Here is a 23,271-nt window from a genome sequence, read left to right as displayed (position 1 = left end):
GCGCGCCGTCTCCTGCGGAGACATGACGCGGAGTGACTGCGTCACTCCCAAGGGGGCCGGGCCGCTGGGCGGGGGCCGGGGAAGTGATCCCGGTTGGCAGTCACCTGCGGTGACTGCGGGGCGGTCCCGGTTGACCCGGGTCTGCAGGCCGTCTGTGGTGCCGGCCCCTACACCCTGCTCCCTGAAGGGGAGTCATTTTACCTGCTCAGGAGGCTATTTGGCCGCTGATTACCCGGTGTCTGTTCCCTCCAGCCCTGCGGGCCTCCGGTCACCGGGTCGCGCTCCCGCGCTCCCTTGCAACTACAGAATGCACCTGAAACTGACCCGGTGTCAAGCCCAACCACACCCCTGACCACCCATCACACACAGCCACAGGCCTACTCTCAGGCTCGCTAAGAGTGGTCTAAACCATCAAGGAAAGATCGCGATCTCAAATCGAGCAGAATTCCACCCAAGAACCTGATCCAGCACAATCCAAAAACGAAAAGACGCATCAACAAGAAAGGAGGCCAGAAAAGGCGTGAGCGGGGCCTATACCAAACCCGCAAAACCCACCCCATACACAAACAGCAAAAGGCTCGAAACACGATCGCGGGCCGAGCCCTTTACCTGTCAGGCGACGACTCCGGCACGGCAGGCGGCCCACGAAATTGAGGCAGCCGCCCAACACTTTGTCCAGCGCCGCGCGGGCCGATCCAGAGCCCGCGGCCCCTATTTCTGGGGAGGAAGCCATCCTGGCGGCGTCCCAACGGGCACGAGACGTCCGTGACCTCCCTGCCCCGGGCGCCGTGAGCTTCCGATATACGTCTCACCGTTCGGCGAGGTCGCAGGCGGTGGCGGTGCCGGACCGGACGATCCAGATGCCGCTGCCGCTGCCGGGCGGGGCTTTGTCCGAGCGGGCCTTCAGGTCTTCGATGTCAATGGCCGGCGGCCACTGCGTGGTGTGTTCGGACCAGCGGACACCGCTGAGGTCGATAACGGTCAGGTCGACGTTGCTCAGGTCGGTGGTGGTGAAGTCGTCCAGGAGCGCAGGTAGCGAGTCCTTGTCGACCATGAGGGGCTCCCGACCGAGTGCCAGACCAATGGCCCGGCCAACCTCGGCGGTACGAATCTCGACGATGAGGCCGAGGTCGAGGTCGCAGGTACGGACGAAGTCGGAGGCACGGTCAAGGTCGCAGGCGAGGGCGAGGGCACGGACAAGGTCGCGGGCACGGTCGCGGGCGAGGGCAAAAGCACGGTGGTCGAGGGTGCGGACGAGGCCGCCGACGCGGTCGAGGGCATGGACGAGGTCGCGGGCACGGTCGAGGGCACGGACGAGGTCGAGGGCACGGTCGCGGGCGGCGGGGTCGCGGTCGCGGTCAAGACCAAGGGCATAGGCGAGGCCGTGGGCGACGTCGAAGACGACGTCGAAGACGAGGGCGGGGTCGCGGTCGCGGACCATGGCGTCGGCGAGGCCACGGGCGAGATCGAGGACGAGGTCGCAGGCGCCGGCGCGGTCGAGGGCGGGGTTGCGGACGCGGGCGACGTCGAGGTCTTGGCTGGCTGTTTTGACGTCGGGGTTGTTGCGCAGGGTCATGCGTTCTGCGGGGCTGAGGTCCGGCGTGTCGGTGTGGTGGTGCGGTGTGTCGGGTGTGTCGAGTGTGTCGGGCAGTGAGGTCTGGGGGGTGGGGAGGATGGCGGCGAGGCCTGCTTCGGTGTCGAGGACGGTGTCGAGGTTGTCTGTGGCGGTGTCGTGGTGGGAGTGGAGGAGGATTTCGCGCAGGCCCGCTTCGGTGTCCAGGAGGTCGTCGAGAGCGTGGGTCAGGGCGTGCTGGTGCTGGGTGAGCCAGTGATGCGCGGCCGGGTCGTAGTCGTTGGGCTTGGGGCGGCGGGTCACTGTGCCTCCTCCCGTGCCTTGAGGTAGACGGCTGCGGCGCGGCGGGCCTTTTTCAGGTTGGCGCGTACGTTGTCGGCCGGCAGGCCGAGGTGGTCGGCGATGTCGGTGGGAGTGAAGCCTGCCAGTGTCCAGGCCATGGCCTGGCGCTGCTTCATCGGCAGGCTGCGTAACAGGGGCAGCGCGTCGTGCTGGGCTTCCCATTCCGCGATGGCGTCGGGACGGGGCACCAGGGAGGTGGGTTCGGGTACGTCGTCGACAGGTTCTTCGACGGAGGCGACGTTACGTACGAGAGCGCGTGAGGCGGCTTTGTGGACCCAGGCCTTGGGATGGATGATGCCCTCCCAGTTCCGGTACGCGTCGGTCATGACCTCCTGGGCGACGTCCGCGGCCATCTGAACGCCGGCGCCGTGGTTGATCAGGAACCCGGTCAGAGGGCGGATGTTCTCGCGGTAGAAGGCGGAGAACTCCGTGTCCGTCTGCTGCCGGACGCGGTGGCGTTGGCCGGGAGGTCCGGGAGGTCCGGGCGCAACTGCAGGTCGGTCAACGCTGTCCGCCGGGTCATGGTTGCTCACGCTGCCTGGTCCTCCCCTACAACCGGAGTGCGGGTGATCTTCACGTGCAGGCGATGGCCGTCGCCGTCCCGGTCATCGAGCTCCACCTGGCCGTCCAGGGCCACCACCTCGGTGACCTGAAGAAGGTACTGCTGCCGCTGCTGTTCACGGCGCGCCCGCCCGCGCAGGCGGATCCAGAGTGCCAACAGCGCGCAGACCTTGGCGATAACGGTCGAGACGATGACGGCCGTGGTCGGGTCCATCAGAGATCCCCTCTTACTCGGACTACGGACCCGTCCTTGAGGCCGGGCAGGAGCTAAGGGGGCGAGAAGATCATGATCGTGAACTCGCGGGCCGAACTGGCCGGAAAATGTCAGCTCGTACTGGAATCTCACGGCGCCACTCAGGCGGAGGACCGTCGGCTCGGCCGCCGGCTCCGAGGGTGCGCCGCGGGGCCGGCTGATCGCGGCTACGACCGTTCCATCGTGATGGAGCTTCGGCCCAAGGTGGCCGATGTCCCATTCGGCCGCCGACTTCGACACACCCAACAGCGGTGCCAGTTGCCGCATCGAAGTCGGCCGACCGCCCCGACCGGGTGCGGCGATATCCCCTCCAAGCCCTGATCCACGTGAGAGCACCGCAGGCCCGCACCGGATGATCGGTGCAGGCCTGCGGCGGGCGGAGGTGGCGTCGGAGTTACTCAGCGGCGCCCAGCTCTATCCGCTTGCTGGCCTGGTCGAAGAACCGGTTCGGCATCGGGATGTCGTTGGCGGTGATCCTGATGTAGTCGGCGTTCAGCTCCCGCGCCCTGGCAGACAAGTCCGCAGGGTCGGCGTCGGGCGTCAAAAGGCCGAGTTCGGATTCCACCCGGTGCTTGAGCGCGGTGTAGGCCCGCGCGGAGGACAGGTAATCCGCGGCGTTCTTCTGGGAACCGAGGAATGAGGCGGTGGCGGCGACGGAGCCGGCAACGGCCGCGACCGCGCTGAATGGCCCCTTGATGCCGATGGCGTCGAGCAGTCCGGCCACGGCAGTGATGCAGGCCGGGATGAAGACCATCAGCCGCCCCCACAGTTCGGCGTTCTTCGCGGCCTCGAAGTAGCCCTGTGCGGTGTAGAGGCAGTTGCCCTTGATGCGCTCCAGTTCGGCGCGCACGGTGTCGATCTGCTGGGACGGCTGGAGCATGATCATCCGATCTTCGGGAGGGCTATGTCGGGTTCGGTGGCCAGGAATGTGCAGGTCCACCGAAGATGCGCGTAGGCGTCCTTGACCTCGCTGAGGTAGTCGCTCGTCAGATGCCCGGACTCGTACAGGCCCACGAGTAGCGCCCTCCGCACGGCGGGTATCTGCTCGCGCTCGAAACGGTTGCGGAGGATACGGGACTCGGCGAGGGAGGCGTGCCGCCCGGCGCAGCGGGCGGCGACCTCGCGTGAGTAGTCCTGGCGGTTGCGGTCTTCCAGGACCATCCACGCGGCCTCTTTCGTCTTCGCCGCGCTGTCCTGGGTGCTCAGGAAGTAGCGCAGGATGCGCTGTTCGGTGAACGGGAACGAGGCGCTGGCCCCCTGGTCGATGAACCGTGCCAGACGGCCGGTGATCTCGCGCTCCCGCGAACGGCCGGTAGTGGCGAGGTAGCGGAAGACCTCGGTGACGGCATGGGGCGTGCGCTCCAGGCTTTCCAGACACCAACTGACGGCGTAGTCGTCGTCGAGCTCGCTCATGCGGTTCAGGACGAACCGGGTCTTCGTGCCGCTGAACGTGCCTTCCTTGTCCAGGGACTCGAACTCTTTCCTGATCTTGTCCCGTGATCCGGGGATTCCGTTCTTGACCGCGTATTTCAGAGAGCTGTAGCGGGTGTCGAGTTCTTCGGCCAGGCCCGCTTCCGGGTCCAGGATCCGAGTCTTGGACCCGGCGATGGTCAGGCCTAATCCGCGCAGAAGCCGGGTGATCTCTATGAGCACATCACGCAGGGCCGTTCGGTCCCGGTGGAAGATGCGGATGTCGTCCGAGTAGCGCCCGAACGGGAACTTCTCCCGAGCTAGGAACGCGTCTATCGGCATCAGGACCAGGTTCGCGAGGATGCCGGAGGCGTCCGGTCCCTGGGGCAGTCCGCGGGCGTCGGTGATGGACTGGAAGCGGTTCAAGAAGGCTGCCAGATCCTCGCCCGGACTCTCGTCGCCGTCCAAGTCGTACAGGCTCTCAACGAGGGATCCGATGTCGATGTGCTCGTAGAAGGCGGAGACGTCGGTGTGCGCGATGTGCAGCGCGGGATTGCGGCGCAGGGTATTGCGGGTGCGCTCCTTCATCCTTCGCCAGCAGGCCGACCACGGTACGGGCCGGGCTAAGCGGTGCCACCACTTGTTGCCGTAAACGTAGGGGTGAAGCTGTCGGTCGATCCGGGGAGCGATGCGGTAGACCATGGCCTCGTAGATGATCCGGTCACGCGGGTCGAAGTGAGCGAGCGGCCTGACGGCGGTCTCGTTCTTGGGGAAATCGTGGATCTGGGCCCCCCTGGGGCCGGTGTCGCCGGAGCGGATCAGGCGTTCCAGCGTCGCGCGGTATCCGCGGTCCCACTGGTGGACGATGTCCTGGTAGCCGATGACGTCGGGAAGTTCCGCGAAAGGCTCGTCATCGATGAGCAGGTCTTTGGCCTTGCTCAGCCGGTCTGCCAGATTCACACGGCCCCCCCTCCGCACATGAAACACCCCGCAGGAGAATATCCGTGCGGGGCTTGAACATCCCTGCGGCCGGGGTTAGTTGTGGGAGCCAGCAAGAATTCCGCCGTTCCGCGTGACCCTCGAGGACGAGCTCGCCGGGATGGCCGTGCACCACGGCAGCACCATGCGGCCTGCTCCCCCGCCTTTCCGAATCTCGTAGCCCTGGCGAGGCCGACCTCATCGTGGCCAAGCACCGCAACGGGCCCACGGCCATCGTCACGGCGAGACCTGCCGCTATGCGGCAGACCTGAAGCCCGGCGCTCTGGTCGTGAGTTGTGCATGCACAGTCACGGCCAGGGAACCTGTGCTTCCCGCCATCAGAGCCCCGGCCTGCCGCGTGGCGAGAGCTTGTCTGCCATCAGTCATACGAACGCCTCGCCTGGGTGATCGGGGAGCACCGCCCGTGCCTGCCGCAGAAAACACGAGAGCCCCCGTCCTCCTGGTAGCGGAGGCGGGGGCGCTGCGGTGTGCGAGGTCTGGCAGCGTCAGGTCTGGCACTGCGAGGTCGCCGCGCTGGACCAGTTCGACCAGGCGCCCCCCGCCGGCCTCACGTGGACGCGGATCGTGGCTTTGACCGTGTCACAGACGCGGGACTTGGAGGCAATGGCGATCGGGCCGACCGTGGAACGCCGCTCCACGATGGTCCGGCCACTGCCCATTTTCACCCAGTCGCCGCTGCCCGCCTGGAGGTACGCCTCGTACTCGACCCATGAGGCGTGGGAGCGGGAGTTGGTGATGAGGGCGTGGGCGGTGATGTCGCGCCAGAAGATCCCCCCGTTTTTCCAGCGTTCGGCGGAAATACAGCCCCGGGCGCCGATGTTCTGCGTCGAGACCCCGCCGCCGCAGGCGACGGCAGCGGCGTGGGCCTGGGCGGGGAAGACGAGCGCGGTCACGGCGGCTGCCGCGACGAGGGCTCCCATACGCTTCGCGGTCCGGGCAGTTTTCGTCATGGGGGAACCGTATCCGCTCGTTTCAGTCGCCCGCCCCAAGGACACAACCGGCTTCGTCGTGATCCCCCGACGCTGCGTAGTCGGGGTTGGGGCTCCGGTCAGCGGAGCCGAGGGCATCGAGTGCTTCGCCGAGAGCTTCGATGGAGCGTGCCGGGTCGACGACGCCCGGTACGCATTGCGTACCGGGCCCTGTGGCGTTGTGGGTGGTGGGGTTCGGGGGGCGGGCGGCTCAGTCCCGGCGCTTCTTGCGGCGTCGGAGCCAATTGGCCAGTACTGCCCCCGGCCGCGCTGCGGTGGCAGCGGCGGTGAGGCCACCCGCGGAGGACGGGAAGGCTTGGGCGGGGCCGGGCAGCGATCTCTTCCGGTGACGGCAGTACAGGCATGTGGAATCAACGAACCACCGAGCTCGGTGTCACCCGCGGCTCGGCAGGCTCAGTGGGCCCTGGCTTTGTTCATGAGAATGGACAGCAGATGTCCAGCACTCCGGGAGGCAGTACGGCCAGACTCTGTTCGATTTTTTGCAATGGCGGGTGTTTCTGCCTGCTCGTCAGTCAGGAGCACGGAGCAAGAGGCGGGACGGCTGCCGCCTTCACGTCTGTGGAGCAATAGCATGCGTTGATGTCAGACTTCATAAAGCAACTCCCCGCCCTGCTCGGGGTGATGGTCGGAGCCTTCGGCTCGTACGTAGTGGTCATGCGTGGCGATCGGGCGAGGTTCCGTCGGGAGCACGCAGCCCGACGGCAGGAGCAGCAGCTGGCGGCCTACGCCGACTACGCGCTGACGCTGAAGAAGACCGTCACTCTTCACCGTCGCGTCGCAGCACATCTCGGCCACGACGGTTATCCGCACCCCTGCCGTCCGCAGAGGTAGCTCCCCTGCTGCTCGACGCCGCAGACTCCCGGTCCGCAGCCGGAGAAGGGCTGCTGATGCTCGGCTCTCCGGACGTTGTAGAGGCTGCGCACAGGTGGGCGGTCACCGTAATGGAGGTTGCCGACCTTCTGCGAGCTCCTGGCTGTACCGCTGACACATGGTTGGCCCAGATCGAGAAGCAGCGCATGGCTCGGGAGAAGTACTACACGGCGATCCGGCGCGGCATGGGACTGCCGCCCGGCCACTCGGGCCGGTGGCAGCTCTCGCCGACTCAGCCCTCCTGAGTCAAACCGGCATGATCTCGAACTGCGCCGTTGTGGTCGTCGGAGATCGAGTTCGACTCACGCACTGTTCGAATCCTTCGGTGCGCCTGCCGCCTTCCGGAGTAGTGAACATCTGCTGTCCATTCTCATGAACAAAGCCAACCCGATCCCCGCCCCCACGGGCGACGCGGTCACCGCGGTCACCGCGGTCACCGCGGTCACCGCGGTCACCCAGGATGCCGGTACGCAGTGAGACGGTTGCGCGGAGCACGACCAGGTACTCGGCTCCAGACAGCACACAGCCCAAGCAACCCAGAGACTCGGAATGAGGAGGTATCGACGTGCACTCGATCAGGATGAGAAGGATTGCGGTCCTCTTGGGCGCCGCCGTCTACTGCCTCGCCGCTCCGGCCCCGTCGTTCGCCGATTCCGGCACGGCCCCCAAGGCCGCCTACTGCGGGACAGATGGGGCCACCGGGCTCGCGGTGTCGGCGACCAGGAACGTGTCCTGCACCGCCGCGCTGCAGGCGGCGGCCGCCTACATCAATGCCTGGCACGGCGCGGCGGCCAAACCCGTCCAGGTCCGCAGGGCGGGCATCACGTGGCAGTGCCAGGAGCGGCCGGGCGACCCCAACCCCTACCAGGCGTGCGTCGACGCACAGGACCACACCCGGCTGGTCACGCTGTCGTCCTGACCCGACCGGCTCCGCCACCGAAAGGGCCTCCCCCATGATGTCCCTGCGACTGCCGTCGATCGCGGCCGGCGTCCTTCATCTGCGGTCGTCTCAGCTCCCGGTGCATCTTTGCCAGGTTCACTGAGGCCGCTCCGGACGGGCAGGGTGCTGACCTGCGGTGTCTCATGGCCTGCTTCATAAGAGCTCGTAACACGATCTTCTGACCTCAGATTCAGCACCGCTGATACGCGGCTGCCTACTCGCTCGCGATACTTGAACCATGGACAGCTATGAGGGCACCGCGACGCTTGAGTGGTGGGCCAATCGATCGACGTGTCTGGGCAGGTTTGGTGTGCAGGTCGCGGTCCGTACCGGCGGAGACACCTGGATGTCCGAGGCGAGCCTCGAATCGCCCTTGGCCGCGGAGGACAGGGAAGGCTTCGACTTCCTGATGCAACTCGATCCGCACTTCACCCTGCGCTTCGACGACACGAGCACGCTGCTGGTGAAGGTCGTCGAAACCGGAGTCGAGGGACGGCTCATCCTCACCGCATTCGAGGCAGACACTGCAGAGCCGACCAGAACCAGGCGCGCATCGCACCAGTAGCCCCAAGGACCCTCGAGGTGCTGCGCTGCCCGTGATCGCTCGGGGCGCGATCACTTGAGATCCCACAACGGATCAGGCGCCGATGCCGACGGAGGACACATACGCGTAGGCGGCGTAGTCGCTGTCGAGGTCGGTGATGACGTCGTCCCAGATTTCGTCCATCAGGTTGGCGTCCTGGTCGGCCCAGGCATCGACCATGTCGGCCCACACGTAGCGGACCGTGATCGAGCGTTCGGTGATGTTCGTCCGGGCGCGGCTGGGCGTGACGGCGCTCTGGTCGACGGGGTAGATCTCCATGCGGCGGCCTTGGCCGTCGTTGTGGAGGTGGCGCTTGAGCGAGCCGGAGCGGATCAGGTTCTCCCGGCGGCGGACCCAGTACGCGCTGTCGAGGCGTTCCAAGTTGGCTTTGGAGGGACGGGACTTGCCGCTGAACCAGGAGCGCATGGCGCGGTCGGTGACGCCCTGGGCGCTCAGCTCGGCGCGGCCGGCCTTGCTGTCGAGGTAGCGCAGCCGGGCGTTCTGGCCGCGCGTTGAGGTGATGGGTGAGGAAAAGCCGGACTCGTAGACGATGCGGTTGAGTTCCAGGATCAGGGCCTCTCCGCCCTTCATCCCGCGCGTATCGAATTTCTTCCAGTCGCCCCAGCGTGCCCACAAGTCTGGCGACCCGGCCATTAGTGCTTACCCCCGAGCGTGTAGAGCTTCTTTTCCTTGACCTGGTTCAGGTCGCGACCCTGAGGGAACACCGGACGCCAGTCGCCCGCAACGTGAAGTTCGTCCGTTCCGGAGATTTCCACCACCGTCAACCCCGCCGTGTGCGCCTTATAGGCTTTGCGCCACAGGTTCGTGAAAGCCTTGGCACGGATGATGTGCATCCAGTCCGGACGGCGAATATCCGTGTTGGCGCTGGATTCACCGATCGTGGACACGAACTTAGAATACATGGATTTCACGTACTCCACGGCGACTTCGCCACTTTCCGCAATAGCCGTTTTCCGTGATTCCGCCAGAGCGCGGCGCAGTTTTTCGAGCAGACTTTCCGTACCGCCGGACAACAGGGCCCGGTGGATGACGGGCGTCTCACACAGGCCCCACTGCGCGCAGTCGAGCAGGAGACGCAACAGGGAGTCAGGAACCCACAGCGGACCCGGCTCCTGCCGGTTCCCCAGCGGGTTGGGCAGGTTGGTGTGTGTCCACTCGGCCGGGGTGATCTGGTAGACACCGGACCGCTTCGGCTCGTGCACGCCCGTCGTGTCTTCAAGAAGTTTCCCGACCGGGAGCCAGCACTTGAACGCGGACAGGTAGGCCGCATTCATGTCCAGGGCAGTCACCTCGATGTCCTGGCCCTTCCTGGCCAGATCAAAAGCCGCCTTGTTCCGCCACTTCGGACGGCCCTCCCAGATTTCATCCGCACCCTTCTGCGACTTCTTCCGCAGAATGTCATCGGTCGGCGGGAACTTGGAGTGCGCGTAGCGTCCGCCGACCCGGGAGCGCTCGAACAACGCCATCACGTCCGGGATCGCACGCTTGATGAGCTCCGCCTGCGCCGTCTCGACGTCGCCCTGATGCTCACTCAGGACATCCCGCACACGGGCGTGGATCTGGTCGACCAGCGTCCCCGAGGCGTAGCCGGGTGCCCGACTCACCGCCGGCCGCGAAGCCTCCGCAGCAACCAGAGCCGGTTCCCCGACGACGGCCGGAGCGGGCTCCCCCTCCGGCACAGGTACGGACGCCGGCACGGCAGGCTCCACGGGCGCCACGGCCGAGTCAGGCTCCGGCGCGGGCACCTGCCGAACGGACTCACGCGCCGCAGGTGCAGCCGAGGCCGCGACGACGTCCGAGCCGACATCCGCAGCCTCGGGCTCGGGCTCGGGCTCGGGCTCGGGCTCGGGCTGCGGATCGCCGGGGTACGGCACCGCAGACTCCCCCGCCCCCATGGGCGCGACGAAGTCCACGTCGGCTTCTACGGAGCCCTGTTGAGGTTCCTCAAGGCCCGGCAGGACTGACTCCCCCGAGCCGGCGGACGTGAACTCCTCCTCTTGGTCCGCATCTTCAGCGCAGTCGGCCAGCGGCGCTAGCGGCGCAGCCGCGTCCAGGGCCTCGGCGCACTCCTCGCTCGTCAGGTGCTGCCACACGCCCTCCACCGCCTCCGTGGCAGGCTCACCGCACAACACACACGGCCCGCCCAAAGCCTCATTGCGCGGCACCAGCGCAGGGCTCCGCGTGAGCGCTGCGGGGGACGCAGCAAGCAGGAGCGAGGCCTGCGCGGCACCACCGTCGCGGTCCGCGGCAAGGGCTGTCACTGCGTGCGTCGGGCCGGCCAGCAGATCCAGCACCCCCAGCCCGTAATGCGCCGCCAGCCGGTCCACATCATCCAGAGTCCAGTGCTGCTTACCCGACTGCTTACGCGACACCTGCGCCTGAGCCTGGCCCAACGCAACCGCAAGATCCCCCTGCCGCTCACCCACCCGACTCATCAGCGCCGACACCGTGAGCCTCAACAGTTCTTCAGTACCAAGCGACATGTATGACACACTAGCAAGTTCGATACTGAAACCGCATAGAAGATGCTGCTTCTCGCTCCTTGATTCGCCTCAGAGGCGGGTTAGTTCATAAGAGCCCAGTGAATGGCCCTGGTGGGGGCAAGCTGTGACAACTGGACATCTCCGGCGGCACGGGTGGTCAGGTGCACCAAGATGCCGTCGCACGACGCGCAGCAAAGGCCGGGCTGCCTGCCGGGTCGAGTCAGACGCGACAGGCACCGACCCCCAGACCCCGGCACACACAGCGACCAGGCACACCCAGACACCTCCTCGGCGTCCCACCCACTCCTCAACGCGCGAGTGCGCGGAGCGGCCGTCCGGCACGCGACCAGGCCGGTGCAGCGCGTAAGCGCTACGCCTGCCGTCCGATACATGCCGCACTGCGGCCCACCAGCCCTGCGAAAGGGGCGTGTACGCCCCGCAACCCGCAGGCGGGCGACGGCGGTACGCCCGTTGCCCGCCTGCTCCAGCTCGGCAACACTTTACCGACGGCACGAAGCGCCACCCCACGTCCCTCACCGGGCGGGCCGACGCTCCACTGGTGGTGGTGGGCGTCTTTGAACCGGGCCTCGACCAGAGCGGGCTGGGGCGCGTCGTCGACACAGGGACAGCTTCGCAGCGCCAGAACACCATGCTCACGTCTTGGCATCTCGGCTTCCAGGCGAGCAGCCGATTCCGGCCCGCTGCCTGCGCCAGGTGGGGGCAGGGGGCCTTCGTGTCCGGGTTAGGCCGGGGACGCGGCGGCTGGCGGTCGAGGGTCAGGCAGTTCTCGGAGGGCCAGGAGGAGGATGGCGATCGGCTGGTCGCAGTGCTGGTGCATTGCAGCAGGTCGCCGTGGGCTCCACGGGTTGTGGACGCAATGTTGTCGGCAGGGTGTGGACCGTGGCAGCGGGCGATGGCCCGGTCGCGCGAGCGGTTTCACACCGAGGCGGGGCCCTGTGTCCTCGTCACGGGTCTGTCCAGTTGCCAGTCGGCGTACTGGCAACAGAGACCGGCAAACCGTCGGCAGTCCGGCTCCTCACTTTGTCGCAATTCCACTGTCTTTATGCGCGCCGGGCACAGCCCTGGGCCGCTGAGCAGCACGCCAAAGACCGGGGATGCTTGTGTTCGGCCTGGCTGCGGTGGCCTGATCATTGCCTGCGCAGGAAGATCGCTCTTGTGGGCGCTGCCGGCTGTCAGACCCGGCCGCAAGGATGCGGGGCTATGAGTCTGACGTCCTCGCTCGCGGATCCCGCCTCGCCCCTGTCCCGCTTCCTCGCCGACCATCTGCCGCGGCCCCAGGGGCTGTTACCCGACTTACGCAGGCGGCTGGCCCTCTTTCCAGCCCCCGTCACACCGGAATCCGAAGGCGTGCGCCCGGACTACGCTCTCATCGGCCACACCATCGACCACCGGCTGCGCATCAGCCTGGGCGCGCCCACCGGCGGGCCCATCGCCTGCGGTGTCGATCTGGCCCGCATCGACGACAACGGCTGGCCGAGTCGGGAGGTGACCCTCGCCGTCCAGGAAGCCGGCCACGACCTGCTGGCCGAACTACGCGACTACGAGAAGCGCGAAGGTGTGCCGCTGGCGTTGGCCGGGGAGGCGGAGGACCGGCTGGTCCGGCTGTGCCACGTCGCGTCCGGCTTCGAAACGATCTACCGGCTGGGCGGTTTCGTGCGCGGCAACAGCCTGGGCCGGTGCGCGCCCGATGCCGGCCTCGAGGACCTGCTGGCAGCCGTGCCCGCCACCGTGGTGGACGATGTCCGGCGCCAGATGATGCCGGCCGCGGACCCCGGCCCGTTCCCCGCCCTGCGGGAACTGCCCGCCGGGCAGCGGATCTGCGGTCCCGTCTTCGAGGGCAGCGGGCACGTGGGTGGCGCGGACGCGGACTTCATCCTGGGCGGCTGCCTCATCGACTGCAAGGCCACCATCCGGCCCGAGCGACTGGGGCGCGCCGCGCTGTATCAGCTCGCCGGCTACCTCCTGCTCGACTACCACGACACCTACCGCATCCGCCGCACCGGCCTCTACCTCTCCCGGCAAGGCGCCCTCATCGACTGGGACATCGACGAGTTCCTGCGATTGCTCGGGGCGCGCCTGCGCCTGCCCGACCTGAGGGCTGCCTGCCACCAGGCCCTGACCGGCACGGCTGTGGCCAACACGGCCCGGGACACCACACCCGCCGACCCCTGCCCGCCACCACCGCGGGCCCCGCTCCCCCGGCCACGCCATCAACACCCCGTCCAGGACGCCCTCTTCGACTGACCCACCCACTCGCACAGGCAGGCGGACCGGCGCCGGCCCGGGCAGCACTGCTGACCAGCACACGGCTGGCCGCCGGGCTGACGCTTCCCTCCGCCCCCACCGCACCACCGGCCCGGTGCCGACGCCGTGCTGTCTTCGACAGCCATCGGATCCGATGACGCATCGGCCCCGCCCTACGAAAGAAAGGCCCCTCAGCCATGCTGATTTCCCCCGCAACAGCCCAGCAGATACTCGCCGACCTCACCGGCAGCAGTGCCGTCCCCGCCGCGTGCGAGGGCCTGTCGCGTTACTGGTTCCAGGAGAACAACCACGTCATGATCGGCGAGGTAGCCGTGCGCGGCTACAAACACAAAGGCGCGTGGCGGGTCGACGACCGCGACATCCGGCGCGCCGCCCATGCGCTGGCCCAGCTCGATCTCCGTCCGGAGCGCACCGTGCCCCTCGCCCTGCCCCGGCAACGACGGCGGGAGGCGAGTCTGCTGCACGACTGGCGGGCCCGACTGCTGGACTGGATCGAGCAAGCGCAAGATCTGCACCAGCACAACCACAGCTGCGGTTGCAGCGACTTCGTGTGCCGCAAGCCCCTCAATGAACGCACCGCGGTCGAGGACCTGACGGACCCCTTACTCCTCGAAGCCCTCCTGGCACGCCCTCGTCCACCGGCGCTGGCCGGCACCCGCCCCTTCCCTCTGCTGTCCTGGTCAGGCACGAACTGGCTGCTCCCTGACGCCTATGCGGCCATGCTCACACGCGCCGAGACCACCGCCTCGGATCTCACAGTGAACGCAGCGGCATGCACACGGTGCGGTGCACACGGGGACTGGCCGCGCAGCTCGACCTCGAGCGGGTTCGTCACCCTCTGCCCGGCCTGCGCCCAGGCCGTCTACCAGGTCTACAGCGGGCATCTGGCAGGCGTGCTCTACGCATCGCTGTCACCCAGAACCCGAGCCGACGCCTACCTGTGCTGCCTGTGCACCCAGCCACGGCGCGCCTACTACTGGGACCACTGCCACGAACCCGGACACGGGAAGGTCCGCGGACCCCTCTGCGCCGGCTGCAACACACTCGAAGGCGGCGGATGGCACTACCTCCAGCACCCCGAAGCCGTACCACACCTACTGCGCTGCACAGACTGCCGACGCAAGAACACCCTGCCCGCACGACACCGCGCCACCCTCGTCCGCGACCTCCACACCCCCGACCCGCACAAGAGCTGCACCAGCAAACCCCACAAAGACTTCGCCCGAACCGAACCAGACGGATCCGTAACGATCCACCTCACCTGCTACCCCTGCCCCGACGGACCGACCCGCTGGGAGCAACTCGTACCTCCCGCCGAAGTGGACCGCATCATCAAGGATTTCCTGCAGAACACATCAGACGAACCGGAGTGAAGGGCCGGCCCGCCACCGTGAAGCGGGCCAGCCCACCACATCCCAGAACGTTGCACTCCTTCACCTTCAAAACCAAGACGCCAACCCGCACACACGCCTTCACATCCCAGAGCTCGCCCAGAACCGCTCTCAGAATTGAGTCTGCCGCAGGCCTGGGCGACAGGATCGGTCACACAGCTTGGAGGGCCGGTGCAGTCATGACCGTCTCGCATGCGACGGGAGTCAGACGGCCGTGACGACAGGCATGTTGGTAAGTGCGCGCCGCAGCAGCGATCCCAAATGCGAGGCGCCGCGCAGGGCCGCCGCCGAACACGCTCGACGCCCACCAGACTCAGCGGTTCAACGCGAGGTCGAGGTATCACCCAAGCTGCGTATGAGGGTTGACTCGACGAGCGGATCCTCCTGCACTCCAGCGGACCACAGGAGTTGCGCTTCCCTCGACCGCCGCGCGTCAGACTCCGCGCCCCCGCCGGGAAGACCTTGCTCTCCCCGGCCCTCACCCACTTCGTCCGCGTCGAGGCCCGCCGCACCGGCATCGACGCCGTAGGCCTCAACGAAAACGGAACCCGCCACCTGGCGCAGTCCAAGCACCCCACCGACACCACCCCGCCCGGCACCAGCGCAGCCAAGCCCCAGCCCGACTCTGACCGGCGTCTGGCTCTGGCGAACCGGCCACGCACCGCGGGCGAGCAGGTGAAGACCGGCCAGGCACGCCATGTCGGCAACCCGCAAGGCCGCCGGCAGGTGCCTGGGTCCGGTCGTGTGATTGCTGTGGTCAGTGCCGGTGATCGGCGAGCACGGTGCGGTAGTAGGTGTACTGGTCGCGAGTCAGACGTTGCCCGGACCATCCGTGGCAGAAGGAGCAGCGGGGCCCTTGCCATTCCCAGAAGCTGCTGAGGTTCAGGAGGTTGGCCAGGGTCATCCGCTCGGTGTGCGGGGTGAGAGGGCGGCCGTGCTGACAGCCGTCGCCGACGGCGTGGGAGCGGCCCTGGTAGCGGCCGTTGAGGTTGGAACCGTAGACCCACACGCCTGCCAGCGGTCCCAGAGGGATGGGCTCCTCGCGGAAGCGGGACGGGCGGAAGGGGGACAGATCGAAGCTGGTGGCGGGGAAAGTTACCGCGGAGGCCCAGGCACCGCGCAGGCCGAAGTGCACTTGTTTGACCTGGCTGGCCAGGTCGCGCAGGTCGCTGTCGTGGGTGACCTGCGCTGCGGCGGCCAGGGCAGTGGCGCGGTCCTCGGGGATCCAGCCGGTGCCTTCGCACACCCGTCGGAGGTCGGACAGGCTCGCGGCGGCCGCCAGTCCGTCGCTGTGCTTCGTCTCCGCCGCTGCGGCTGCGGGCGGCGGCTGGCGGATACCGGAGGCCGATGTGGAAGCCTCCGGCGCGGCGGACGGGGGCGTGGCCGGCTCACGGCTGACGGGCTGACCCTTCAGGTGGGCTCGGTAGGCGTCGGAGAGATCCTCCAGGTCCTTGCGGCGTGCGCGGTGCAGGTCGATGGGCTCCTGCAGGCTGGTGTCGAGCAGTTGCACGCCGCCACGGAAGGCGCGGAAGCCGATCGACTCCCACAGGGCGGCGATCTTGGCTTTGGCGGTGGCGCGGTAAGCATCACTCACCTCGTCCCGGTTGTCGGGCCATTCGGCCATGCCGGGCTCGGCCGCGACCGCGCAGCAGCCACCGGACAGACGGCGCACGGCCTCGGCAGCAAAGACCGGGCCCAGCCCGAAGCCGCGCCATGGCCGGGCTAGGAACACACGATCCAGGATGAGCAGATCCCCCACCGGGCAGTCGATGGCCTCCTGGAAGGCGGCGCAGTACTCGTCGTCGTCGAGGACGGCGGAGGCGATGCTCTCCAGGTCTCCCGACTGGGCGTCCGCGACCATCCAGCGGTCCGCACCGGTGTAGTCGCGCAGCCGCCACAGGCGCAGACGGCCGACTTCACTGCCGTTGTCAATGAGTTGCTGGCAGGCGTCGGTGCAGCCGCCATCGCATTCCTCCTCCTCGTCGTGGTAGGCGCGGATGGAGACGTGCCAGTCTTCGAGGGTGTCCTCGTCCTCGTAGGGCACGGCGGGGTGAACATGGCTGTAGACCAGCCGCAACTTGGCTGGATCCCAGGGAAGTTCGCTGGCCGGTCGGCGCGCAGGACTCATGAGGATGGAGGCTAAACGCCACCACTGACAATCGGTGTGTTGCGCCGGGTCGGGACGGATCCTCACGCAGCTTCACGATGTACACCGCTCAGTGAGACGCTACGGCCTGCGGCAGCACTGGCCTCCGGCCCTCGCTCGAACGGCTGCCTGACAACGAGGACCATCTGATCGAGACACGTGATCGCCGGGACGCGCCGGCCTGTGTCATCGGGGGCGCCAGGTGCGGACTTCCAGATGGATGATGTGGGCTTCTGGGTGGATGCGGCCTGTCTCGACGAGCCATTGGTGGACGGCGGCGGTGACGTCGCCGGCTGCGGCGTCTACGCGGCGTGGGAGCGTCTCTGCCGTTAGCGGGGATCCTGGTCTGCGAAGGACTCGCGGGTCAGCAGGACGGCGAGTTGGTCGCCCGTGAGGTGCCGCCGCAGGACGTCGGCGGTCTTCTCGGGGTGGGAATGGGGGGAACCGTAGGTCAACGGGCGCCGCTCCGACAATGAGTCAGGAGCTGCGTCGCAAGGCGGCTGCCACCACGGCGAAATGGCAGAGTTTAAGTGAACTCTTCCGCAATGAGCTGCAGTCCTATGCAGCAGAGCAACTCGGTGCACCAGAAGGTGTGTTGATTATCGATGACACCGGCTTCGTCAAGAAGGGCACCACTTCGGCCGGGGTGCAACGACAGTATTCGGGAACGGCGGGCCGGACCGAAAACTGCCAGATCGGTGTCTTCGCCGCCTATGCCACCACACGCGGTCACGCCCTGGTCGACCGAGAGCTCTACCTGCCCAAGTCCTGGACGAACGACCCAGATCGCTGCCGGGCGGCCCGGATCCCTGACGAGCGTGACTTCACCACCAAAAACGATCTCGCCCGGGCCATGGTCGGGCGGGCCCTTCACTCCCCGCTCGTCTTCTCCTGGGTCACCGCGGATTCCGCCTACGGGCAGGATTCCCGCTTCCGCCGCTTCCTGGAAGACGCCGGCCTGTCCTACGTCGTCGCGGTGCCCAAGTCACAGCAGGTCCACGGCCCACGCATCGACTACCTCATCGACCAGGCCCCACCCGAGGCATGGCAACGCCTGTCCTGCGGCAACGGCGCCAAGGGGCCGCGCCTCTACGACTGGGCCGCCGCCCGGCTGCCCGCCGTCTGGGAGTTCGACGGCGACGAACCCACCCGGCAACGCTGGATGCTCGCCCGCCGCAGCACCACCAGGCCCGACGAGATCGCCTACTACCTGGCCAGCGCGCCGCTGGACGCCACCATTGCCAACCTGGCCCGCATCGCGGGCTGCCGCTGGAAGATCGAGGAGTGCTTCCAGAGCGCGAAGAACGAGTGCGGCCTGGATCAGTACGAAGTCCGCCGATACGTCGGTTGGTACCGGCACATCACACTCGTCATGCTCGCGCACGTTTTCCTCGCCGCGATGGCCGTCCAGGAGCGCGAAAAAGGGGTGACGCGGCCGACACACCCGAGCTCGTGGATCTCACCCCGGCAGAAATCCGCCGTCTGCTGGCAGTTGAACCCCACCACCGCCCTCCACCGCGCGAGCATGCAGTGAGCTGGTCGCACTGGAGACGCCGCCACCAAGCACGCGCCCGGCACTGTCACTACATGCGGCGCGGTCACACGTTCGCGGGACGGACCGCCAGGACCGCCCCGCACCCAAACCCACCCCGCTACACTCCCCACACTCAGGCCGTTGACCAGCAGTAATGGAGAAGTACGGCTGGAGTACTAACGACCATGGGAGCGATTGAGGTCTGGGCATGCAGGCCTGGCAATTTGGCTGGTGCGTGACCAGCAGGCGGTATGTGGGCGAGCACCAGTTCAGTGCTCGGCTTGCGCCGGGTTGCCCTGCGGGCGGAGCGATCGGAGACCAGTCCGGCGATGGCGAGGTGGGTCTCGGCGTAGGTCTCGCGTCGGCGGTGAACCGCTGCAGCGGCCGCCGTAGACCTCGCGCAGTTCACTCAGGTCCATCACCTTCACCGGGTTCCGCTCGCCGCGTTTCCAGCGTCGCGGCGACGGGCGGCCGACGAGGTGGGCGAACTCCTTCGAGGCCTCCCCGTGGAAACGGACACGTTCCCGGCCTGCGTCGTCCTCGACCGGGTCCCACGTCCTACCGTTGGGGTCCTGAATCACGTTGTACGCCCCAATACGAGACGCGAGCGCGGACGTCGCTGCCGGACATCGACGTCGATGTGGAGTCCGCCCGCCGGCTGGAGGTCTACGACCGTATCTTCGAGCGGTTCAACGCGGAGCGGGTGGCCGTGACGGGCATGCCGGAGACCTACAGGGCGCGTCATGCGCTGCGGGACACCGGGCTTTCCCTCGGAATCTCGCCGCAGAGCCTCGACGGCGGCCTGCGCGCCCGCGACCTCATCGAGTTCGCTACCGTCGACGCCGCCGCATCCTGCGGGCTCGAGAACCGCACCGGCAGCATCACCCCCGGCAAGGACGCCGCCTGGATCTCGGCTGCGTCGCCAGTTCGTGCCGGGGATGCCGCGCGACGACATCAGCCACGAGGGCCTGCGCATCCTGCTCCGCAAGTGTGCCGCCGATGAGCTTTCCCACGCCCTGGTCGGACGGACGGATCAGCGCAGTCCGGCGAAGAGATCGTTCTCGGGTACGGCCGCGCCGGTGGCGTCCTGGACACGTACGAAAGTCTCCATGCCCATCAACTCGCCGAACCTCTCCCTGCCCATCTTGAGGAAGAAGATGTTCTCGCCCTGACTGGCGTGCGCGGCCAGCGCATCGAACTTCTGACCGCTGAAAACGGTGGTGTCCACCCACGTCGTGATCTCATCGTCGGGCAGCCCAATCTCAGCCATCGCGGCGGCCTCGGCAGGATCCGGCTCCGGCATGTCCGGATGAAACTCGCGCATGATCTCCCCGAACCGCTGCATCCCCGAGCGGGGCATCGTCGTCCAGTACACCTTCGGTGTCAGCTCGGTCATCTCCACCGCCGCCATCGTGATCCGGTGGGCCTGGATATGGTCGGGGTGGCCGTAGAAACCGTTCTCGTCGTAAGTGACGACCACATCGGGCCGGTAGCGGCGCATGAGTTCCGCAAGCCGAGCGGCGCCTTCCTCAACGGGGGTCTGCCAGAAGGATCCGGGGGCGTCGTTGCTCGGCCAGCCCATCATCCCGGAGTCGGCATAGTCCAGCATCTCCAGATCGCCGACCTTCAGCACCTCACAGCTCGCCTCGAGTTCTTGACGGCGCATCAAGGCAACAGCCGCCGGATCGTGCCCGGGACTGTCCGGCTTGGCACCCCCCGGCCCGTCGCCGCAACCGCCGTCGGTACACGTCACGAGAACCGTGCGGATGCCTTCCGCCGCGTACCGCGCGAGGACCCCTCCGGTTCCGGTGGCCTCGTCGTCGGGGTGGGCATGCACTGCCATCAGCGTCAAAGGCCGGTCAGTCATGAAACAGTCCTCCTGAAGAAATACATCTCGGTCCGAGTCCGCGGCGGGCGTTCCCCGATCCCGGGGGCCCGGATCCCGTCGGGGCGGATGACCTCGTTCCCACCCGTGCCCCCACCAAGGCCGCCGTCGCCAAGACGATGACCATCGCGGGACGCTGGCCCCCCGTCGAAACAGTGCGGGCCGCCGGCTGTTCTCGGCGCGGCCGCTCGGCCTTCCTTACATGACAAGTCCGGTGCCGGGACAGCCGCCGTCGCGGGGCTGGAGCGCGGGTGCGGGGCCCGAGGTGGTCGATGATCCGGTCGGCCGCGGACTTGGAGACACCGAACAGCGGATCAAGTTGGCGCATCATCAAGTTCGCCCGCCACCACGGCCGCCGTGAGCGCATGAGTGACATCATCCAAGCAGTCGCCGGACTGCTCTCCCACCAACAGGACGCAACCATGGCCAGCAGTACGCGAACGTGAACACAACAGCCGATCCGCGGCCTTCGATGTGCTACCGCCAACCATGCACGAGCTCGTTAGGGCTCGCAGACAATTAACTTGTTGGTTCTGAGACTTGACGTTGCAGGTCAGCGAGCCGCTCGCCCGCATGTTGATTGTCTGCGCGCCCTTAGGCCTCCGCGTCGGCCTTCACCCCGGCGAGCGTCGTCCCGATACCGGCACGCAGGCGGGCCAGGCGGCCGTCGATGATCTCTTCCTCGCGCTCCGGGTACTGGGCGACGAACTTCTGCAGCGGGCCGGGGGCGTCGCCAAGTCGCATGCCGTGCCGCAGACGGGTGGCGGTACCGTCGCCGACCGGCTCCAGGTGGTACGTCCAGGTGGCCAGCGGGACACCGTGGTGCCGGTCCTCGTAGTAGACGACCTCCCACTGGAAGGTGCGGGCCGTATCCATACACACGATGCGACTGACGGTCTGCCACTCCCCCAGGCCCGCGTTGCGGTTGCGGCCGACGAAGTAGGCACCGACGGCCGGCCCCTCGGCGCCTTCGAGCCACTCCACCTCGTGCAATTCGGGGCTGTGGCGCACCGACGTACCGATGTCGGACACCAGCGCCCACACCCGCTCGGGCGTGGCGTCGATCTCGATCTCGCACTCCACGCGGGGACCATCGGCAAGACGCATCGCTTCAACCTTCTTTCACAACGAGGCCGGTCGGCCGTACTGATTGTCGATCTTCGAGAACCGCCCGGGTGGGGACGGTCAACGCCGTGAGGGCCACCCCCCGGGCCAGGAGCCAGCGCCCGGCCACTGAGCTGAACGGCCCGGGGCGCGTCAGGTCCGCGGTGAAGCCGCCGGCGTGCGTGCCGCCCGGGTCCGGCCACAGGCGCACCTCGGCCTCCAGGAAACCGAGTTCGCAGCGAGCCAGCGGATACCACGCCTTGAAGACGGACTCCTTCACGGAGAACAGCAGGCAGCTCCAGGACACGTGCGGCCACCGCCGCGTGAGCGCCGCCAGCCGGCTCCGCTCTCGGGTACCCGCCACCATGTCGAGGACATCAGCGGAGAGCCGGACACGCGATTCGGCGTCGATGCCGACCGCGGCCACCCCCGCTCCTGCGCGGGACAGCGCCGCTGCGCGGTATCCCCGGCAGTGCGTCATCGCTCCCACGATCCCCGGTGGCCACCCCGGCTCGCCCCGGGGCCCCGGCAGCATCGGCACCGGGGGCACCTGCAGGGCCCGCATCGCCTGCCGGGCACACATCCGTACTCCCGTGAACTCCCGGCGGCGTGTGTCCCCTGCCGCCTCCACGATCCGCGCCTCGGCAGGGAAGAGTGCCTGGCGCCAGTCGCCCGCCCACGGCCCGAACGACTCCCTGGCCACGACATGTGCGGGGAGCAGGGACCCCATCAGTGTGCTCACTGCTCCGTCCACGTCATCCCCTGATGGCGCAGATGGCGGCGTCGGCGGTGAGACTCGCGCCGACCCGGGCCGTCAGCTCGGCGACCGTGCCGGCTTTGTGCGCAGTGATGGGCTGCTCCATCTTCATCGCTTCCAACACTACGACGAGATCGCCCTCGGCTACCGTCGCGCCCTCTTGCGCCACCACTTTGACGATCGTGCCCTGCATCGGGGAGGCCAGGACGTCGCCGCCGACGGTGGCACCGCTCCTGCGCGCGCCGCTTCTGTGCCCTGCGCGGCGTGCTCCGCTCTCCACCGGGCGGGCGAACGACCTGCCGAGCGCCAGGGGGATGGAGACCTCTATGCGTCTCCCGCCGACCTCGACCACGGTGGTCGTCCGAGGATCCGGCTCCCCGGCGTCGGGGCCAGCGCCGGCCGGGGCGAACGGCGGGATGTCGTTGACGAACGCGGTCTCGATCCACCGAGTGTGGATGGTGAACGGGTCCTCGGAGCCGGTCAGTTCGGGCGCGAACGCCGGGTCTGTGACCACCTTGCGGTGGAACGGGATGGCCGTGGCCATGCCTTCGACCTCGAACTCGGCCAGGGCGCGGGCGGCGCGCTGCAGGGCCTGTTCGCGGGTGGCGCCGGTGACGATCAGCTTGGCGAGCAGGGAGTCCCAAGCCGGGCCGATCACGCTGCCGGACTCGACGCCCGCGTCCAGGCGCACACCCGGGCCCGTGGGCGCCTCGAACTTCGTCACCGTGCCGGGGGCGGGCAGGAAGCCGCGGCCGGGGTCCTCGCCGTTGATGCGGAACTCGAAGGAGTGGCCGCGCAGGGTGGGGTCGTCGTAGCCGAGGGCCTCGCCGTCGGCGATGCGGAACATCTCGCGCACGAGGTCGATGCCGGCGACCTCTTCGGTGACGGGGTGTTCGACCTGGAGGCGGGTGTTGACCTCGAGGAAGGAGATGGTGCCGTCCAGGCCGACGAGGAACTCGACGGTGCCGGCGCCGACGTAGCCGGCTTCCTTGAGGATGGCCTTGGAGGCGGTGTAGAGCTGCTCGTTCTGGGCCGGCGTCAAAAACGGCGCGGGGGCTTCCTCGACGAGTTTTTGGTGGCGGCGCTGCAGTGAGCAGTCGCGGGTGGAGACGACGACGACGTTGCCGTGGGTGTCGGCCAGGCA

Annotated in this window: 19 protein-coding genes and 3 pseudogenes; 7 read left to right on the top strand and 15 right to left on the bottom strand. The window is 67.8% G+C overall.

Annotated features, from left to right (window positions below; all coding sequences use genetic code 11):
• Positions 1 to 808: 808 nt before the first annotated feature.
• From ACZ67T_RS44385 to ACZ67T_RS44360, 6 genes are all read right to left on the bottom strand, one after another.
• Positions 809 to 1,876, bottom strand: a complete 1,068-nt coding sequence (locus tag ACZ67T_RS44385) for a hypothetical protein (protein ID WP_469992522.1) — start codon at positions 1,874 to 1,876, stop codon at positions 809 to 811.
• On the bottom strand, positions 1,873 to 2,448 hold the full coding sequence (locus ACZ67T_RS44380) for an RNA polymerase sigma factor (RefSeq protein WP_469992520.1): 576 nt from the start codon (positions 2,446 to 2,448) through the stop codon (positions 1,873 to 1,875). The genes ACZ67T_RS44385 and ACZ67T_RS44380 overlap by 4 nt, the downstream gene beginning before the upstream one ends.
• Positions 2,445 to 2,690 (bottom strand): hypothetical protein, encoded by a 246-nt coding sequence (locus tag ACZ67T_RS44375; RefSeq protein ID WP_469992519.1) that lies wholly within the window; start codon positions 2,688 to 2,690, stop codon positions 2,445 to 2,447. Before ACZ67T_RS44375 ends, ACZ67T_RS44380 begins: the two co-directional genes overlap by 4 nt.
• A 433-nt stretch (positions 2,691 to 3,123) precedes the next feature.
• Entirely contained in the window at positions 3,124 to 3,609 is a 486-nt protein-coding gene (locus ACZ67T_RS44370) for a hypothetical protein (RefSeq protein WP_469992517.1), read from the bottom strand.
• A 2-nt stretch (positions 3,610 to 3,611) separates the two neighbouring features.
• Positions 3,612 to 5,099 carry an RNA-directed DNA polymerase gene (locus ACZ67T_RS44365; RefSeq protein ID WP_469992515.1) on the bottom strand — a complete coding sequence of 496 codons (1,488 nt, stop codon included), beginning with the start codon at positions 5,097 to 5,099 and terminating at the stop codon, positions 3,612 to 3,614.
• A gap of 524 nt (positions 5,100 to 5,623) precedes the next feature.
• Positions 5,624 to 6,088 carry a hypothetical protein gene (locus ACZ67T_RS44360; RefSeq protein ID WP_469992513.1) on the bottom strand — a complete coding sequence of 155 codons (465 nt, stop codon included), beginning with the start codon at positions 6,086 to 6,088 and terminating at the stop codon, positions 5,624 to 5,626.
• A gap of 618 nt (positions 6,089 to 6,706) precedes the next feature.
• On the opposite strand from ACZ67T_RS44360, the gene ACZ67T_RS44355 reads away from it, so the two are divergent.
• From ACZ67T_RS44355 to ACZ67T_RS44345, 3 genes are all read left to right on the top strand, one after another.
• On the top strand, positions 6,707 to 6,958 hold the full coding sequence (locus tag ACZ67T_RS44355) for a hypothetical protein (RefSeq protein ID WP_469992511.1): 252 nt from the start codon (positions 6,707 to 6,709) through the stop codon (positions 6,956 to 6,958).
• A 604-nt stretch (positions 6,959 to 7,562) separates the two neighbouring features.
• On the top strand, positions 7,563 to 7,916 hold the full coding sequence (locus tag ACZ67T_RS44350; RefSeq protein WP_469992510.1) for a hypothetical protein: 354 nt from the start codon (positions 7,563 to 7,565) through the stop codon (positions 7,914 to 7,916).
• 259 nt (positions 7,917 to 8,175) lie between these two features.
• Positions 8,176 to 8,502: a hypothetical protein gene (locus tag ACZ67T_RS44345; protein ID WP_469992508.1), complete on the top strand. Its 327-nt coding sequence runs from the start codon at positions 8,176 to 8,178 to the stop codon at positions 8,500 to 8,502.
• 72 nt (positions 8,503 to 8,574) lie between these two features.
• On the opposite strand, the gene ACZ67T_RS44340 is transcribed toward ACZ67T_RS44345, so the two are convergent.
• Both ACZ67T_RS44340 and ACZ67T_RS44335 read right to left on the bottom strand, forming a co-directional pair.
• Positions 8,575 to 9,111: a hypothetical protein gene (locus ACZ67T_RS44340; protein ID WP_469992506.1), complete on the bottom strand. Its 537-nt coding sequence runs from the start codon at positions 9,109 to 9,111 to the stop codon at positions 8,575 to 8,577.
• Positions 9,112 to 9,173: 62 nt separating this feature from the next.
• Entirely contained in the window at positions 9,174 to 11,024 is a 1,851-nt protein-coding gene (locus ACZ67T_RS44335) for an acyltransferase (RefSeq protein WP_469992504.1), read from the bottom strand.
• A 1,221-nt stretch (positions 11,025 to 12,245) separates the two neighbouring features.
• On the opposite strand from ACZ67T_RS44335, the gene ACZ67T_RS44330 reads away from it, so the two are divergent.
• Both ACZ67T_RS44330 and ACZ67T_RS44325 read left to right on the top strand, forming a co-directional pair.
• Positions 12,246 to 13,289 carry a hypothetical protein gene (locus ACZ67T_RS44330; RefSeq protein ID WP_469992502.1) on the top strand — a complete coding sequence of 348 codons (1,044 nt, stop codon included), beginning with the start codon at positions 12,246 to 12,248 and terminating at the stop codon, positions 13,287 to 13,289.
• Positions 13,290 to 13,486: 197 nt separating this feature from the next.
• On the top strand, positions 13,487 to 14,683 hold the full coding sequence (locus tag ACZ67T_RS44325) for an endonuclease domain-containing protein (protein ID WP_469992500.1): 1,197 nt from the start codon (positions 13,487 to 13,489) through the stop codon (positions 14,681 to 14,683).
• A gap of 775 nt (positions 14,684 to 15,458) precedes the next feature.
• Here the strand turns inward: ACZ67T_RS44325 and ACZ67T_RS44320 are convergent.
• On the bottom strand, positions 15,459 to 16,829 hold the full coding sequence (locus tag ACZ67T_RS44320) for a hypothetical protein (RefSeq protein WP_469992498.1): 1,371 nt from the start codon (positions 16,827 to 16,829) through the stop codon (positions 15,459 to 15,461).
• Positions 16,830 to 17,176: 347 nt separating this feature from the next.
• Positions 17,177 to 17,302, bottom strand: coding sequence for a hypothetical protein (locus tag ACZ67T_RS44315; protein ID WP_469992496.1), 126 nt, complete (start codon positions 17,300 to 17,302; stop codon positions 17,177 to 17,179).
• 56 nt (positions 17,303 to 17,358) lie between these two features.
• Between ACZ67T_RS44315 and ACZ67T_RS44310 the strand changes: the two are divergent.
• Together ACZ67T_RS44310 and ACZ67T_RS44305 are read left to right on the top strand one after the other, a co-directional pair.
• Positions 17,359 to 18,381, top strand: a pseudogene (locus tag ACZ67T_RS44310) (IS701 family transposase); the annotation flags it as partial.
• A gap of 610 nt (positions 18,382 to 18,991) precedes the next feature.
• Positions 18,992 to 19,384: pseudogene (locus ACZ67T_RS44305) on the top strand (amidohydrolase family protein); the annotation flags it as partial.
• A 30-nt stretch (positions 19,385 to 19,414) separates the two neighbouring features.
• Here the strand turns inward: ACZ67T_RS44305 and ACZ67T_RS44300 are convergent.
• The 5 genes and pseudogenes from ACZ67T_RS44300 to ACZ67T_RS44280 form a co-directional block, all read right to left on the bottom strand.
• On the bottom strand, positions 19,415 to 20,248 hold the full coding sequence (locus tag ACZ67T_RS44300; protein WP_469992494.1) for a PIG-L family deacetylase: 834 nt from the start codon (positions 20,246 to 20,248) through the stop codon (positions 19,415 to 19,417).
• Positions 20,249 to 20,516: 268 nt separating this feature from the next.
• A pseudogene (locus tag ACZ67T_RS44295) lies at positions 20,517 to 20,615 on the bottom strand (helix-turn-helix domain-containing protein); the annotation flags it as partial.
• Between the two features lie 245 nt (positions 20,616 to 20,860).
• Positions 20,861 to 21,373 carry an SRPBCC family protein gene (locus tag ACZ67T_RS44290; RefSeq protein ID WP_469992493.1) on the bottom strand — a complete coding sequence of 171 codons (513 nt, stop codon included), beginning with the start codon at positions 21,371 to 21,373 and terminating at the stop codon, positions 20,861 to 20,863.
• A gap of 4 nt (positions 21,374 to 21,377) precedes the next feature.
• On the bottom strand, positions 21,378 to 22,112 hold the full coding sequence (locus tag ACZ67T_RS44285; protein WP_469992491.1) for a 4'-phosphopantetheinyl transferase family protein: 735 nt from the start codon (positions 22,110 to 22,112) through the stop codon (positions 21,378 to 21,380).
• 13 nt (positions 22,113 to 22,125) lie between these two features.
• A partial coding sequence (locus tag ACZ67T_RS44280) for an ATP-binding protein (protein ID WP_469992489.1) occupies positions 22,126 to 23,271 on the bottom strand: 1,146 nt, incomplete at its 5' end.

This window comes from Streptomyces sp. NPDC107517 (assembly GCF_055582645.1).
Note: the sequence above shows the minus strand (reverse complement) of the source record. Positions and strands in the feature narration are given on the sequence as shown.

Bases quoted from the DNA above. Each gene is read 5' to 3' on its own strand.
- ACZ67T_RS44375 (WP_469992519.1), bottom strand. From the start codon at position 2,690: ATGGACCCGACCACGGCCGTCATCGTCTCGACCGTTATCGCCAAGGTC.
- ACZ67T_RS44370 (WP_469992517.1), bottom strand. From the start codon at position 3,609: ATGCTCCAGCCGTCCCAGCAGATCGACACCGTGCGCGCCGAACTGGAG.
- ACZ67T_RS44360 (WP_469992513.1), bottom strand. From the start codon at position 6,088: ATGACGAAAACTGCCCGGACCGCGAAGCGTATGGGAGCCCTCGTCGCG.
- ACZ67T_RS44355 (WP_469992511.1), top strand. From the start codon at position 6,707: ATGTCAGACTTCATAAAGCAACTCCCCGCCCTGCTCGGGGTGATGGTC.
- ACZ67T_RS44345 (WP_469992508.1), top strand. From the start codon at position 8,176: ATGGACAGCTATGAGGGCACCGCGACGCTTGAGTGGTGGGCCAATCGA.
- ACZ67T_RS44340 (WP_469992506.1), bottom strand. From the start codon at position 9,111: ATGAAGGGCGGAGAGGCCCTGATCCTGGAACTCAACCGCATCGTCTAC.
- ACZ67T_RS44335 (WP_469992504.1), bottom strand. From the start codon at position 11,024: ATGTCGCTTGGTACTGAAGAACTGTTGAGGCTCACGGTGTCGGCGCTG.
- ACZ67T_RS44330 (WP_469992502.1), top strand. From the start codon at position 12,246: ATGAGTCTGACGTCCTCGCTCGCGGATCCCGCCTCGCCCCTGTCCCGC.
- ACZ67T_RS44325 (WP_469992500.1), top strand. From the start codon at position 13,487: ATGCTGATTTCCCCCGCAACAGCCCAGCAGATACTCGCCGACCTCACC.
- ACZ67T_RS44320 (WP_469992498.1), bottom strand. From the start codon at position 16,829: ATGAGTCCTGCGCGCCGACCGGCCAGCGAACTTCCCTGGGATCCAGCC.
- ACZ67T_RS44300 (WP_469992494.1), bottom strand. From the start codon at position 20,248: ATGACTGACCGGCCTTTGACGCTGATGGCAGTGCATGCCCACCCCGAC.
- ACZ67T_RS44290 (WP_469992493.1), bottom strand. From the start codon at position 21,373: ATGCGTCTTGCCGATGGTCCCCGCGTGGAGTGCGAGATCGAGATCGAC.